Origin of the sequence: Enterobacter sp. MEB024 (assembly GCF_030209635.1) — a bacterium.
GTDB lineage: Bacteria > Pseudomonadota > Gammaproteobacteria > Enterobacterales > Enterobacteriaceae > Enterobacter > Enterobacter ludwigii.
This window is the reverse complement of the sequence record NZ_JARVRQ010000002.1, coordinates 390,629-404,014: the sequence shown is the minus strand read 5'-3', so window position 1 is coordinate 404,014 and position 13,386 is coordinate 390,629. Positions and strand designations below refer to the sequence as shown.

Annotated in this window: 14 protein-coding genes and 1 pseudogene; 9 read left to right on the top strand and 6 right to left on the bottom strand. The window is 55.0% G+C overall.

The window, feature by feature from the left end; all coding sequences use genetic code 11:
- The first annotated feature begins 24 nt into the window (after nt 1-24).
- Complete coding sequence (locus tag QRN24_RS04110) at nt 25-882, top strand: LysR family transcriptional regulator (protein WP_020884185.1); 858 nt, start codon at nt 25-27, stop codon at nt 880-882.
- On the opposite strand, the gene QRN24_RS04105 is transcribed toward QRN24_RS04110, so the two are convergent.
- Together QRN24_RS04105 and hglS are read right to left on the bottom strand one after the other, a co-directional pair.
- Nucleotides 854-2,359 (bottom strand): carboxylesterase/lipase family protein, encoded by a 1,506-nt coding sequence (locus QRN24_RS04105; protein WP_284942377.1) that lies wholly within the window; start codon nt 2,357-2,359, stop codon nt 854-856. The genes QRN24_RS04110 and QRN24_RS04105 overlap by 29 nt on opposite strands.
- A gap of 42 nt (nt 2,360-2,401) precedes the next feature.
- The gene (gene hglS, locus QRN24_RS04100; RefSeq protein WP_284942376.1) at nt 2,402-3,745 is read right to left on the bottom strand and encodes a 2-oxoadipate dioxygenase/decarboxylase HglS; all 1,344 of its coding nucleotides are present in this window, start codon (nt 3,743-3,745) and stop codon (nt 2,402-2,404) included.
- 624 nt (nt 3,746-4,369) lie between these two features.
- Here hglS and QRN24_RS04095 point away from each other — a divergent pair.
- From QRN24_RS04095 to QRN24_RS04060, 8 genes and pseudogenes are all read left to right on the top strand, one after another.
- Entirely contained in the window at nt 4,370-4,549 is a 180-nt protein-coding gene (locus tag QRN24_RS04095) for a con-10 family general stress protein (protein ID WP_020884187.1), read from the top strand.
- Between the two features lie 90 nt (nt 4,550-4,639).
- Nucleotides 4,640-5,134, top strand: coding sequence for a YciE/YciF ferroxidase family protein (locus QRN24_RS04090; protein ID WP_020884188.1), 495 nt, complete (start codon nt 4,640-4,642; stop codon nt 5,132-5,134).
- A 23-nt stretch (nt 5,135-5,157) separates the two neighbouring features.
- Nucleotides 5,158-5,361 carry a hypothetical protein gene (locus tag QRN24_RS04085; protein WP_062729560.1) on the top strand — a complete coding sequence of 68 codons (204 nt, stop codon included), beginning with the start codon at nt 5,158-5,160 and terminating at the stop codon, nt 5,359-5,361.
- Between the two features lie 25 nt (nt 5,362-5,386).
- The gene (locus QRN24_RS04080) at nt 5,387-5,893 is read left to right on the top strand and encodes a ferritin-like domain-containing protein (protein ID WP_059305991.1); all 507 of its coding nucleotides are present in this window, start codon (nt 5,387-5,389) and stop codon (nt 5,891-5,893) included.
- Nucleotides 5,894-5,909: 16 nt separating this feature from the next.
- Nucleotides 5,910-6,782: a manganese catalase family protein gene (locus tag QRN24_RS04075; protein ID WP_020884190.1), complete on the top strand. Its 873-nt coding sequence runs from the start codon at nt 5,910-5,912 to the stop codon at nt 6,780-6,782.
- 68 nt (nt 6,783-6,850) lie between these two features.
- The gene (locus tag QRN24_RS04070) at nt 6,851-8,254 is read left to right on the top strand and encodes a cytochrome ubiquinol oxidase subunit I (RefSeq protein ID WP_284942375.1); all 1,404 of its coding nucleotides are present in this window, start codon (nt 6,851-6,853) and stop codon (nt 8,252-8,254) included.
- On the top strand, nt 8,254-9,264 hold the full coding sequence (cydB, locus tag QRN24_RS04065; RefSeq protein WP_014170001.1) for a cytochrome d ubiquinol oxidase subunit II: 1,011 nt from the start codon (nt 8,254-8,256) through the stop codon (nt 9,262-9,264). Before QRN24_RS04070 ends, cydB begins: the two co-directional genes overlap by 1 nt.
- 8 nt (nt 9,265-9,272) lie before the next feature.
- A pseudogene (locus QRN24_RS04060) lies at nt 9,273-10,881 on the top strand (alpha-amylase family protein).
- Here the strand turns inward: QRN24_RS04060 and QRN24_RS04055 are convergent.
- Genes QRN24_RS04055 through QRN24_RS04040 form a run of 4 tightly spaced genes read right to left on the bottom strand, consistent with a single transcriptional unit; the run spans nt 10,882 to nt 13,375 of the window.
- A complete protein-coding gene (locus QRN24_RS04055; RefSeq protein ID WP_025204235.1) occupies nt 10,882-11,868 on the bottom strand; it encodes an SDR family oxidoreductase in 987 nt (328 codons plus the stop codon).
- 17 nt (nt 11,869-11,885) lie between these two features.
- Entirely contained in the window at nt 11,886-12,404 is a 519-nt protein-coding gene (locus QRN24_RS04050; protein WP_014169998.1) for a 2-oxo-tetronate isomerase, read from the bottom strand.
- Nucleotides 12,405-12,415: 11 nt separating this feature from the next.
- Entirely contained in the window at nt 12,416-12,862 is a 447-nt protein-coding gene (locus QRN24_RS04045; RefSeq protein WP_020884195.1) for a DUF421 domain-containing protein, read from the bottom strand.
- Nucleotides 12,863-12,871: 9 nt separating this feature from the next.
- Nucleotides 12,872-13,375, bottom strand: coding sequence for a hypothetical protein (locus QRN24_RS04040; RefSeq protein WP_284942374.1), 504 nt, complete (start codon nt 13,373-13,375; stop codon nt 12,872-12,874).
- Nucleotides 13,376-13,386: the final 11 nt, after the last annotated feature.

Genomic DNA, 13,386 nt, shown 5'->3' with positions numbered 1-13,386 from the left:
AAAAACGCATACCTGAGGTGTTTAATGTCGCGCCGTTCGCTCCCGCTTAATGCCATCGATGCCTTTTTAGTCACCGCGCGTCATCTGAATCTGACCCATGCCGCAACAGAACTCTGTCTGACGCAGGGAGCCGTAAGTCGCAAAATCGCCACCCTTGAAGCGTGGTTCGGCTTTCCGCTGTTCGAGCGCCATGCGCGCGGCCTGCGCCTCTCCCCACAGGGCAGCGCCCTGCTTCCGGAATTGCAATCCACTTTTGAAACGCTGCTGACCCTGGCCGATCGGGCCCGTACCCAGCAAACCGTGATCCGACTCAAAGCACCCACCTGCGCCATGCGCTGGCTGGTGCCTCGTCTGCTGGAGGTGGAGCGTGAGCAGCCGGATCTGCAGATCGCATTGACCACCACTACCGACCATAACGTCAATTTCAAAACGGAATCTTACGACGCGGCCATTGTATTTGGCACCCATATGAGCGCGGGCGATCTGCTGTTTGAAGAGGCGTTAACCCCGGTAATGAGCCCCCTGCGAGCAGGTTGCGAACTGGGTGCGTTAACCTTCCTTCACCCGACACGGGATAAGACAGACTGGTCATTGTGGCTGGCGAAGCAGGAAGGCCCGGGGGTTGTTATGCACAAAAATCAACACTTCGACACGATGGACCTTGCCATCACGGCCGCCATTCAGGGGCTGGGGGTGGCCATTGCTGACGAAACGCTGGTGGAAGAAGACGTCCGCGCCGGGAGGCTGGCGCGGCCTTTTGAGAGCAGCATCAAAACGGGTGCGAGCTACAGACTGGTTCTGCGCGAATCGCCTGGCCAGGAAAATGGGCTGGCGGCGTTTCGCGCCTGCCTGCTCAGTCGAGGCTCACATGGTGTTTCATAACGCGCTTAAAGAGGCTCATGCGCGCGCGCATAAAGCGGTTTTCAAGCCTGAAACCTGCATGTTTATTCACGCCGATACGTAGCAGCACGTCCCTTCCTTTTCGACAGGCCGGCCAGTGCGTCGGGCCAGGAAGACTTTCCCGGTGACCGGCGTCACGCGCAAAACTCACCCAATAATCTGCAACCTGCGCTGCGAATTGCCGGTCTCGCGCATTAACGTAGTGGCAGGAAGGCTCAATCTCACCAAGGGTGTCAAACACGTACGGCACCTCATTACCGTGCCAGGCACCGTTGATATAGGTTGCGTGCTCTGCTTCCGCCACATAGTCGAACCAGTAACGCCAGCACAAGCCGCCCACGCGCTGTTGGGCCTGCATCACCACATATCCCATGGTGGTAAAAGCCATATCCCGGCACACCTGCCTGCCAAGCTCCACATCCCCTTTCACACCTGGATAGAGCAGTTTGATCAGCCCCAGTCCAAAACGACGTTCACGGCGAAGCTTCTGGATCTGACCGGCGAGATCGATACCAAATACCGCCATCACGCTGGCTTCGTCACTGTTCGACCCAATCATCACCGGAACAGGATGCTGACGCGCGGCAAAGAACACATCGAGCATTGATTCCGGCAGAACACAGTCTCCGACGATGGGTGCCGGGGCGATGTTCAGCGGCGCGGCCAGCGGCCAGAACGCTTCGGGGGGAATGGCACGTAACTGTTCTGCTGACGCCTCCTCAAGGCCGAAATGCGCCGCCAGCGCTTCCCCTTTTTGCAGGGCCTGTTCCCGCGGCGTATCCGGCAGGGTGTATCCGCTTTGCACAATCGCCTTGTGGAAGAGTCCCTTCGCCAGCGGAGACGCCAGCAGCGACAGCACGCTGCGCGCGCCGGCGGATTCACCAAACAGGGTGACGTTGTCAGGATCGCCACCGAAAGCGGCAATATTCTCCCGAACCCATTCAAGGGCGGCAATCTGATCCAGCAGCGCAAAGTTATGCACCACCCGGTCTTCTTCTCCCTCCAGCGCGGGATGGGCAAAGAAGCCAAGGTGACCAAGACGGTAATTGATCGTCACAACCACCACGCCGCGCGTTGCCAGCGCCTTACCGTTATAGGGCGGCAGGCCACCCGCGCCAATGGTAAACCCCCCGCCGTGTAGCCAGACCATGACGGGAAGCGGCGCCGGGCGCTCGACGGGTGACCAGACGTTAAGATACAGACAATCTTCTGAGAACCGGCCGGGATCGCCGCCCCCTAACGCCTGGCAATACTCACTGTTCTGCCAGCTTGAGGGCGAAAAAGCGGTGGCCAGACGCAGCCCCTCCCAGCGTTCAGGCGGCAGTGGCGAACGCCAGCGCCAGTTGCCAACGGGAGGTGCCGCATAGGGAATACCACACCAGAGATGTACGTTTTCATCCGTTAAACCAGACAGTGCGCCCTGGCGCGTTTCAATCACAGGGGCGGAGGGATTTTGCATAACAACCTTCTGTTTCCATCACACCCCAGAAGAGTAACGATTTCAGAGCAAACCGCAACGCTGTTTGCTGCGGATTTCAGCCTCCTGATAGAGCATGAACTCATCGTACACCGGGCAACCCAGCGCCGCTTCGAACGCGTCGCGACTGGCGTTACCGTGGCTACGCGCCAGGGTTTCATTGCCCAGATTCGACTGGAAAATCCCTGCGGCACTGACCGGGAGGAAATCTTCATAGGTGATCGGCTGAGCGACAACCCACCCGCGCTCAATTAACGGCTGTGGATCGTCTCCCGGACGAAACGCATGTCGATGCGCTTCCCCGGATGGCGTCAGGCGATAGCGGAAATAGGCGAGTTCCTGACGGCGCATCAACAATTCGCTGTCCGGGAAGGCGCTGAAGATCTCGCGCAAATGGAGCTGGTGCGTCATGTTGTCTTTACCGGTACCGGCCTCTGCAAGCAGGCTGTCATAAAGCGCACGACCTTTTGGCGTCAGCGCCACGCCGCGCTGTTCAATTTCGCCAAAGCGCGCGGTATGCGTTCCTGTATGCTCCCCGGCAAACAGCACCGGCTCTTCCAGCGCTTTAAAGCTGGTCTGGCGCAGTAATACGGGAACCTCGCGACGCGGTGGTCCTTCAATCAGAATTTTGGGTTCAATCCCGTACTTCGGCATCAGCTCCTGCACCCGGTCAATATCCAGCGTACGTGGCGTGAGGTGGTTGATATGGCACCCCGGGAAACAGACCACATCCGCAATCAGTCGGTGCTCGTTATGCAATGCCAGATAGGTCTCCTGGTCGACCGTCGCATGACGATGCCAGCGGAAGGTTTCTAACGCCTCCTGTACAAATGCCTGCGCCTGCGCATCCGTAAAGTGCCCTTCTGCCTCATGCAGCGCGATAAGTTCCAGACAACGCGGGGTAAAGATATTGCGGTGAGACAGGATCTCCGCGGCACGCTCACGCAGGACGACGTTGTCAATCAGTTCGAGGCGCAGCAGCGAGGTAAAGATACGAAACGGATTTCGGCACAGCGCCGCATCATCGACCGGGCGGAACGCCGTGGAGTGGACGGGCACACCCGCCTGAGAGAGGTCATAATAGCTGACCGGGTACATCCCCATAATGGCAAACATACGACGCAAGGTCGAAAGCTCTTGCGCGGTACCCACGCGGATCGCCCCATGACGCTCCACATTCAGGCGCGCCAGTTCATCCGCGTTCGCCAGTTGTTCATGTAATAGTGGGTTATTTTCCAGAACCGCCAGGTTTACGTCCGCAACCAGGTCGAGCAAGGTGCCGTACTGCGGAACTTCCTGCTGGTACATCGCCGACATAGCCTGCGAAAAGTGTTCCCGAATATCATCAGCCGTGATGGTGTTCGCCATGATGTCATGCCTCCAGTGAATATTACCTGGAGTGTAGAGAAACCCGTTCCCTCTGGGGGGAAGAATTTCCGATTTGTGATCTTAAGACAGGAGTGGTTAAAGCGTGTGCTGGCCTGCCCCTGACACCCATATGACCTGGCAGATTCACCTTCTCTAAATAAAGCGCTTTCTGATTAAACTGTATTATTAATAACCTCATCGCTTAACCATTAAGAGGTAATAAATAGCATTATCTTAAGAGGTAATATCTCATTAAAAACAAATATCAGTGGCATATATCTTGTTTCGTTAACGCAACAAGCGGATTTTCAATATTTCTCCTTAAGATTAATCTGTAATTTTTAGACTGCCGCACGCGCTTCAGGCATAAACAATGCAAGAAAAACAGTTATCCCCTGCGGCTCGCGGATTAACTCCATGAAGACAGGCAGTTAACCGCAAGCCATCAAGGATATATTCATATTAACCGAAGCGTTAACCATCAGAAATATCTCAGCAACGAAGCGATGGTTTACAAAACATATTTGACGAATATGAAACACCGACTAAAGTTATTATTCGAACGACGAGTGATACGGAATATTTTCGTATCTTAACTGACATAACCAATATATGAGGTTTAATATGGCAGAGCATCGTGGTGGTTCCGGTAATTTCGCACAAGACCGTGAAAAAGCATCAGAAGCTGGACGTAAAGGTGGCCAGCACAGCGGCGGTAATTTTAAAAACGATCCGCAACGCGCATCTGAAGCAGGTAAGAAAGGAGGAGAAAACAGCCACGGTGGTGGCCGTAAAAACTCCTGATCTGATGTAAATCTCTTTTATTTAAAACAGAGAGCATGCTGCGGGCCTCCAGGCTCGCAGTACCCCTTCTTTTTTTACCGGAGCGTAATGATGAATATGAAAAGTGTCGAAGATGTGTTTATTCACCTCCTGTCCGATACCTACAGCGCTGAGAAGCAGCTGACCCGCGCGCTCGGCAAACTGGCTCGTGCTGCCTCCAGTGAAAAACTGAGCGCAGCCTTTAGTGCACACCTTGAAGAGACGCAGGGACAGATTGAGCGTATCGACCAGATTATCGAGCAAGAATCTGGCCTTAAGCTCAAGCGTATGAAGTGCGTAGCAATGGAAGGCCTGATTGAAGAGGCCAATGAGGTCATCGAGAGCACCGAGAAAAATGAGGTGCGTGACGCCGCATTAATTGCCGCAGCACAAAAAGTGGAGCATTACGAAATTGCCAGTTACGGTACCCTCGCCACATTAGCAGAACAACTGGGCTATAAAAAAGCCGTTAAACTTCTGGCCGAAACGCTGGAAGAAGAGAAAGAAACCGATCTTAAACTTACCGACCTGGCCGTAGGAAATATTAACCAAAAAGCGCAAAAATGACGCTATAGCAAAGGTTAAATAAAATGAGCATCAGTCCCAGGACTATTAAACGGTGCCATTTAACGGCAGCAATAATATGGTTCATACTCGCTATCCCTTCCGTTTTATGGTGGAAGAACAGCGTGCTATGGGTCATTATCATCAGTATCTACGCCAATATTGTCGGCCATTTATCTGGCTACAGTGCTGCGCGTGCCGATCAGGCTGCTGAGAGTGAGACCAAATAAGCGACACCATAATGAGGACATTATAATGAATCACGTAGAACACTACCATGACTGGCTACGCGATGCCCATGCGATGGAAAAGCAAGCCGAATCTATGCTGGAATCCATGGCCAGCCGTATCGATAATTATCCCGATGTTCGCGCCAGAATTGAGCAGCATATTAGTGAAACAAAGCGACAAATTACCTTACTGGAAGAGATCCTCGACCGTAATGATATTTCTCGTTCGGTTTTAAAAGATTCGATGAGTAAAATGGCGGCGCTCGGACAGTCCATTGGCGGGATGTTCCCCTCTGATGAGATCGTCAAAGGGTCTATCAGCGGCTATGTTTTCGAACAGTTTGAAATAGCCTGCTACACCTCCCTGCTGGCCGCGGCCAAAAAAGCGGGCGACATGGCTTCCGTGCCTGCCATCGAAAGTATCCTGGCGGAAGAGCGCGAGATGGCCGACTGGCTGATTCGCCACATTCCACAGACCACCGAACAGTTCCTGCTGCGTTCAAACGCATCCGGTGTCGAAGCAAAAAAATAACCTCAGGAGAGAAGACATGTTTCGACACGTCAAACAATTACAATATACGGTTCGGGTTGCCGAACCGAATCCCGGCCTTGCCAATTTATTACTGGAACAATTCGGCGGTCCTCAGGGCGAGCTGGCCGCCGCCTGCCGTTACTTTACTCAGGGGTTGAGTGATGACGACCCGGGTCGTAAAGATATGCTGATGGATATCGCGACCGAAGAGTTAAGCCACCTTGAAATTATCGGTACCCTGGTGGGTATGCTTAATAAAGGGGCTAAAGGCGCACTGGCGGAGGGCGTGGAAAATGAAGCCGAGCTGTATCGGTCCATGACCGAAAACGGTAACGACAGCCATATCACCTCCCTGCTTTACGGTGGCGGTACTCCGTTGACCAACTCCGCCGGGGTGCCGTGGACGGCGGCTTATGTCGACACCATTGGCGAGCCGACCGCCGATCTGCGCTCGAATGTGGCTGCCGAGGCCCGAGCGAAGATCATCTATGAACGGCTGATTAACGTCACGGACGATCCGGGCGTGAAGGATGCGCTGGCGTTTCTGATGACGCGTGAGGCGGCGCATCAGCTCTCCTTTGAGAAGGCGCTTCAGTCCATTCGTAATAATTTCCCTCCGGGAAAACTGCCGCCAATCGAGGAATACACCAACAAGTACTACAATATGTCTGAAGGTGGAGAGGTTCGCGGAAGCTGGAACAGCGATAAACATTTCGACTACGTTGAATCCCCCCAACCTGCCGTTGACGGCGGAGACGGGAGTGCAAGCGTGACGCTGACGACCGAACAGGCCACGCTGGTCAAAGCGATGTCGGCCCGCACGAAGTCCGATCCACATTCCGACCCGCTGACCGGCGCCGAACTGGGTGCCGGGAAGAAAAAACCGTAACCGATTTTGCCAGGCAGCCCAGGACTGCCTGGCAATCCTCGTGCGCAACAGTTCCAGAGGTACGGACCATGTTCGAACTCGACGCATTTCACCTCGCCAGAATCCAGTTCGCTTTTACCGTCTCGTTTCATATTCTCTTCCCGGCGATCACCATCGGTCTTGCCAGCTATCTGGTGGTGCTCGAAGGGATGTGGCTTCGCACCAAAAATGAGGTGTGGCGCTCGCTGTACCATTTCTGGCTAAAGATATTTGCCGTTAACTTCGGCATGGGGGTCGTTTCCGGTCTGGTCATGGCCTATCAGTTCGGCACTAACTGGAGCGGATTCTCACAGTTTGCCGGCAGTATCACCGGCCCTCTCCTGACCTATGAAGTCTTAACCGCCTTCTTCCTCGAAGCCGGATTTCTTGGCGTGATGCTGTTCGGCTGGAACAAGGTCGGCCCGGGCCTGCACTTCTTCTCGACCTGTATGGTCGCGCTGGGTACGCTGATGTCCACCTTCTGGATCCTCGCCTCCAACAGCTGGATGCACACGCCCCAGGGGTTCAGTATTCAGAACGGTCAGGTCATTCCAGAGGACTGGCTGGCCATCATTTTTAACCCCTCCTTCCCTTACCGTCTCATTCACATGGCTATCGCCGCGTTCCTGAGCAGCGCGCTGTTTGTGGGGGCGTCGGGCGCATGGCATCTGCTGCGCGGCAACGACACGCCCGCGATACGCACCATGTTTTCCATGGCGATGTGGATGGCCCTGCTGGTCGCGCCCATTCAGGCCGTCGTCGGTGATATGCATGGCCTGAATACCCTCGAACACCAGCCGGCCAAAATTGCCGCCATCGAAGGTCACTGGGAGAACCCGCCAGGCGAAGCGACACCGCTGCTGCTGTTTGGCCTGCCGGATATGGAGCAGGAGCGCACCCGCTACGCGCTGGAAGTTCCTGCCCTTGGCAGTCTGATTCTGACCCACAGCCTGGATAAACAGGTCCCGGCACTGAAAGACTTCCCGAAAGAAGATCGCCCGAACTCACCGATTGTTTTCTGGTCATTCCGCATTATGGTCGGCATGGGTCTGCTGATGATCACGCTGGGTCTGGTCAGCGTCTGGCTACGCTATCGTCATCGACTCTACCAGTCGCGGCCCTTCCACTGGTTCGCGCTGTGCATGGGTCCGGCGGGCCTACTGGCGCTGCTGGCCGGCTGGGTCACCACCGAAGTGGGTCGTCAGCCGTGGGTAGTGTATGGCTATCTGCGCACGATCGACGCGGTCTCGCTGCACAGCACGCTGCAGATGAGCATCAGCCTGCTGGCCTTCTTTGTGGTCTATTCGTCGGTGTTTGGCGTGGGCTACGTCTACCTGATTCGGCTTATCAAGAAAGGTCCGCAGCCCGTTGATACCTTGACGTCAAATACCTCGGGCACCCCTGCCCGTCCGCTGTCTGCCGCTGAGTCTGTTCCGGAACAGGAGAGAAACTGATGGGCGTCGATATCTCAGTTATCTGGTTTGCCATCATCGTATTCGCCACGCTGATGTATATCATCATGGATGGCTTTGATTTGGGCATCGGGCTGCTTTTTAACTTCGTGGGCGATGCCAGAGAGCGTGACGTAATGGTCAACAGCGTGGCGCCGGTGTGGGACGGCAACGAGACCTGGCTGGTGCTCGGCGGTGCGGGGTTATTCGGCGCGTTTCCGCTGGCCTATGCGGTGATTATCGATGCGCTGACCATCCCTCTTACCGCCATGTTAATTGGCCTTATCTTTCGCGGCGTGGCCTTTGAGTTCCGCTTTAAGGCAACGCCTTCGCACCGCAAATTCTGGGACTACGCCTTCGCCGGCGGCTCTTTGCTTGCCACCTTCAGCCAGGGGGTGGTGGTGGGAGCAGTGATTAACGGCTTTGACGTTGAGGGCCGGCGCTTTGTCGGCTCCGCCCTTGACTGGTTAACGCCCTTCAATCTTTTCTGCGGCATCGGGCTGGTAGTGGCCTACACCCTGCTCGGTACTACGTGGCTTATCATGAAAAGTGAAGGCGCGTTGCAAAACCGCATGCGTGAGCTGACCCGGCACGTGCTGCTGGCGCTGGTGGTGGTGATCGCGGTGGTGAGTATCTGGACGCCGCTCGGCTGGCAGTACGTTGCCGACCGCTGGTTTACCTTCCCCAACTTCATCTGGTTCCTGCCGGTTCCCCTGCTGGTAGGCGTGTTTAGCCTGTGGATCTGGCGACTAACGCGCAACCCGGCCAGCCACTCGCGTCCCTTCCTGCTGACCCTTGGGCTGATCTTCCTCGGATTTAGCGGTCTGGGAATTAGCCTGTGGCCTAACATTATTCCGCCGCACATTACCCTGTGGGAGGCTGCGGCACCACCGGCCAGCCAGCTGTTTATGCTGGTCGGAACGTTACTGATTATTCCGGTGATTCTGGTGTACACCGCCTGGAGCTACTACGTTTTCCGGGGCAAAGTTTCCGACACGGAAGGTTATCACTGAGGTGAACTATGGCAGACTGGCATACCCGAGCCATTATTTATCAGATTGATACTGCACTCTTTTATGATTTAAACGGCGATGGCTGCGGGGACATCGCCGGGATTGGCGCAAAGTTGCGCTACATTCGCCGCATGGGGGCGACGGTTATCTGGATCACCCCTTTCTACCTCACCCCGTTTCTGGATGAAGGCTACGACGTCAGCGACCATCTGCAGGTTGATCCTCGCTTCGGAAAGCTGGCCGACATTATCGCCTTTATTGAACAGGCCCGGGAGCTGGGTATGCAGGTCATTATTGAGCTGTTGATTCAGCACACCTCGGACGCCCATCCCTGGTTTCAGCAGGCTCGCCGCAACCCAACTTCACCTTTTCGTGACTATTACATCTGGTCGGATAATAACGAGGATGATACCTCTCCGATGTTTCCCGGCGTGGAAGAGAGCGTCTGGACATGGGATGACGAGGCCAGGCAATACTACCGACATATGTTCTATCACCACGAGCCCGACCTGAATCTGACCTGCCCCGCGCTGCTCAACGAGATCGAAAATATTATCCTCTTCTGGCTCAAGCTCGGGGTGTCGGGATTTCGCCTCGATGCCGCAACGCACCTGACCGCGCAGGCAGGCGGCGGTGACGAGAAAAAGGGGTTATGGATCCTGGAGCATATGCGCCGCCTTATTGAAGCACGTAATCCGGAAGCGATCCTGCTCGGTGAGGTGGACGTCGACGTGGAGGCGTATAAAGACTATTTCGGCGAAAATAACCGTCTGAATCTGGTGCTGAATTTCTGGCTCAATAAGTATTTCTACGTCAGCCTTGCCAGGAAAAGCGCCCGACCGCTGCGCAATGCCATAAAGAAGATGATTGTCCCGCCTGACTCGTGCTGCTTTGCCAACTGGCTGCGCAACCACGATGAGTTGGATCTGGAAGGGATCGGTAAAAAAGAGAAACAGATTGTGGTCGACACCTTCGCCCCTGACGAAGAGATGAACGTCTACCAGCGCGGGATACGACGCCGTCTGGCACCGATGTTAAAGGGCGATCAAAAAACGGCTGGCGTTCTGCCACGCGGTGCTCTTCTCACTCCCGGGCGTGCCGGTCATGCGCTACGGCGATGAGATTGGCATGGGTGATGATCTGACGCTGGAAGAGCGCTATGCCGTGCGTACGCCAATGCAGTGGGCGGGGTCAGAAGGCGGTGGCTTTTCAGCAGCGGATCCTGAGCGGTTTATCGCCCCGATCATCGATCGCGGTCCCTGGCGTTATCAGAAAATCAACGTGGCCGATTCCCTGCTGCACCGGATCATCGACATGGCCAATACGCGCTCTGAATTTCCGGAGATTGCTGTCGCACCGTTTCGTCTCATCAATATTGATGATGACGCGGTACTGGGCATTTATTACGAGGCCGAAGCGCGCAGTATCCTGACCTTCGTTAACTTTAGCGACAAGCCGGTCCAGTTTACCGCCCGCGGGATCCGTCACGCCACCTGGACCGCCTGCCTGGCGGATAAACGCTATGACGACGCGCTGATCTGTGGCAAAACCGTCCAGCTTACCCTCAGCGGCTACGGCTATCGCTGGTTCTGGACTAACCGTAGCGCGCTGCGCTGATTACCTTTTACGCCGGGTCATCAGCCGCGTCAGCACAACGCCCGCCACCGCGAGGGAGCCTAACAAGACTTTCCCGGGCACACCTGACGTGATCGCCGTGGCGCGGTTTTTCGCTTCCGGGGTAAAACGCCCATGGATTTTGTGCAGGTCGTTGACCGGCTGGTCGAGATAATCCTGGCGATCCCGGTCATTCAGATCGTCAGTCATCTGACCTTCCCAGGCCTTCTTCACCATTAGCCGGTCCAGGAAACCCGGGAAGAGGAATTGTCCGACGATCGACTGAATGGTACTGCTGCCCACCCACAGTTCGCGCACCGGTTTTTGCGCGACCTTAAAAATCGCGCTCGCGGCAACTTCAGGCTCAAACACTGGCGGAACCGGACGCATAGCCCAGGCGAATTTGTTTCTTGCCCAGTCAAACTGCGGTGTATTCAGCCCCGGCATCTGCACCATTGAAAGCTGCACCCGGCTGTTCTCATGCATCAGTTCCGTGCGCACCGCATCGGTGAATCCCCGAATCGCCGCTTTGGCGCCGCAGTAGGCCGATTGTAACGGGATCGAGCGGTAGGCCAGCGCGGACCCGACCTGAATAATCACGCCGCGATCGCGTGGCACCATCAATTCCAGCGCGGCGCGGGTTCCGTTTACGAAGCCAAGATAGGTCACGTCAGTGACGCGGCGAAATTCATCCGGCGTCAGGGTACGAAACGGTGCCAGCACAGCACCCATCGCATTGTTAACCCACACATCAATCGCGCCGAGGCGATATTCAATCTCGTTTGCCGCGTCCACCACCGCCTGGCTGTCGGCAACATCCGCCTGTACCGCACAGGCTTTGACGCCAAATCGCGTTAACTCCTCCTGGGTCGAGTGCAGGCTTGTCTCATCGCGGGCAATAATGCCCACATCGTAGCCTGCCTTTGCGAAGTGCAGCGCCGTTGCCTTTCCCACACCCGCCGTACCGCCGGTAATGACAATCACAGCCATAGAACCTCCGCGTTAATTTACTCGTTATCCCAGCCTGATAATCTGGTCACTAATTCAGACAATGAATACTGCACCGCCTTCTCAACCACATCCTGGCAGTCGCCGGAAAACAGGACGGTACGGGTTTCCGTGTGTCCGCGAAGGTTCCAGGCGAAGCAAACGGTCCCTGCCGCCGTGCCATCGTCGCCCCCTTCTGGCCCGGCATAACCGCTGATGGCAATACTGACATCCGCCTGGGCAATCTCCAGGATCCGGGCGGCCATTTCGGTCACCGTCTGTTCACTCACGGCCGTATACCGTTCAAGGGTCTCAGGACGCACGCCCAGAATGCGCTCTTTCGCGCCGTCACTGAACACGACCAGGCCGACATCATAAAATTCGGCCGTGTTCTCTTCAGCACAAAGGGCGACGGAGAGTTTTCCGCCGGTGCAGGATTCTGCCGTGGTTAAGCGAAGCCCTAGATCTGTCAATTTGCTCGCCACTTTTTTGGTCAGTTCGGCGACGGTATAATTGTTATCATGGTGAAGGTTGCTCATTTCGTGGCCTCTTACTTCTCAAAAGGAATGATTGAAATATGACCATTGCGCTCAAGAATGGCATATTTAATTTCACTCAGCTGCGTAACACCATTATTCTGGCGTGCCGATACCAGAATATCATCACAGGAAACGTCGACTTTTTTGAGTTTATCTGCTAACGGCACGCCGTTCTCAACCAATATCACCGGAGTACCATCAAGAATATTTTCTACCGGTGAGAAATATTTTTTCATTATCCCAAAGATAATATCCACTACCACCAGCGTGGTAATGGTAATCATTGCGCCGGTGACCGAAAAATCTTCCCCGAGCAGCGCCTGTTGCGTCGCCTCACTGATAATTAACAGGAGAATCAGATCAAAGCTGGTCATCTGCAGCAAAGCGCGCCGCCCGGCAACTTTAAATACCACGACGAGGAACAGATAAATAGCCAGCGCACGAAAGACCATATCCATATCAGCCTCCTACGGGTAAATTAATTGCCAGAAAGGGATTTCCGGCTCGTTGTTTATGCGAACGACATTGTCCCATTTACCTGCGCGTGCAGGGGTCGTGAAAAGTAAGACAGAGAAGTTGTCGGACATTTTCAGGTTGTTATAAACAAAAAAGAGCGTATTCCCGCGACTGAACATGCTGTCCGGTTGCGGCCAAACGCTTCCTGGCTCGTAAACATCGTTGCTCTCGCTGGTCACACTCAGGGTGTATTTCCCTTCTGTTCTGACCGGGAATGAAAGGTGGATCTTCGACTCCGTCTGGCGTCGGCCAAAGCGTTCGTAGTTGATGGTCAGCGACTTTGCCGAGTTTGTTCTTTGCGTATCACTCACCACACCGCTTGAAAAGAAGCCCGCTATCGCCGCAACGATAATGGCCAGCAGGACAATAAAACCCACCTGACGAAATCCATATTCAAACATCAGCAATCGGTAATTCTCATCTATCCCAGGTAACTTATCACTTTGACGCTTCATGGCGGCTATCA

What these genes read in the sequence shown, in the direction of transcription:
- QRN24_RS04110 (WP_020884185.1), top strand. Translation starts at nt 25, where the DNA reads ATGTCGCGCCGTTCGCTCCCGCTTAATGCCATCGATGCCTTTTTAGTC.
- QRN24_RS04105 (WP_284942377.1), bottom strand. Translation starts at nt 2,359, where the DNA reads ATGCAAAATCCCTCCGCCCCTGTGATTGAAACGCGCCAGGGCGCACTG.
- hglS (WP_284942376.1), bottom strand. Translation starts at nt 3,745, where the DNA reads ATGGCGAACACCATCACGGCTGATGATATTCGGGAACACTTTTCGCAG.
- QRN24_RS04095 (WP_020884187.1), top strand. Translation starts at nt 4,370, where the DNA reads ATGGCAGAGCATCGTGGTGGTTCCGGTAATTTCGCACAAGACCGTGAA.
- QRN24_RS04090 (WP_020884188.1), top strand. Translation starts at nt 4,640, where the DNA reads ATGAATATGAAAAGTGTCGAAGATGTGTTTATTCACCTCCTGTCCGAT.
- QRN24_RS04085 (WP_062729560.1), top strand. Translation starts at nt 5,158, where the DNA reads ATGAGCATCAGTCCCAGGACTATTAAACGGTGCCATTTAACGGCAGCA.
- QRN24_RS04080 (WP_059305991.1), top strand. Translation starts at nt 5,387, where the DNA reads ATGAATCACGTAGAACACTACCATGACTGGCTACGCGATGCCCATGCG.
- QRN24_RS04075 (WP_020884190.1), top strand. Translation starts at nt 5,910, where the DNA reads ATGTTTCGACACGTCAAACAATTACAATATACGGTTCGGGTTGCCGAA.
- QRN24_RS04070 (WP_284942375.1), top strand. Translation starts at nt 6,851, where the DNA reads ATGTTCGAACTCGACGCATTTCACCTCGCCAGAATCCAGTTCGCTTTT.
- cydB (WP_014170001.1), top strand. Translation starts at nt 8,254, where the DNA reads ATGGGCGTCGATATCTCAGTTATCTGGTTTGCCATCATCGTATTCGCC.
- QRN24_RS04055 (WP_025204235.1), bottom strand. Translation starts at nt 11,868, where the DNA reads ATGGCTGTGATTGTCATTACCGGCGGTACGGCGGGTGTGGGAAAGGCA.
- QRN24_RS04050 (WP_014169998.1), bottom strand. Translation starts at nt 12,404, where the DNA reads ATGAGCAACCTTCACCATGATAACAATTATACCGTCGCCGAACTGACC.
- QRN24_RS04045 (WP_020884195.1), bottom strand. Translation starts at nt 12,862, where the DNA reads ATGGATATGGTCTTTCGTGCGCTGGCTATTTATCTGTTCCTCGTCGTG.
- QRN24_RS04040 (WP_284942374.1), bottom strand. Translation starts at nt 13,375, where the DNA reads ATGAAGCGTCAAAGTGATAAGTTACCTGGGATAGATGAGAATTACCGA.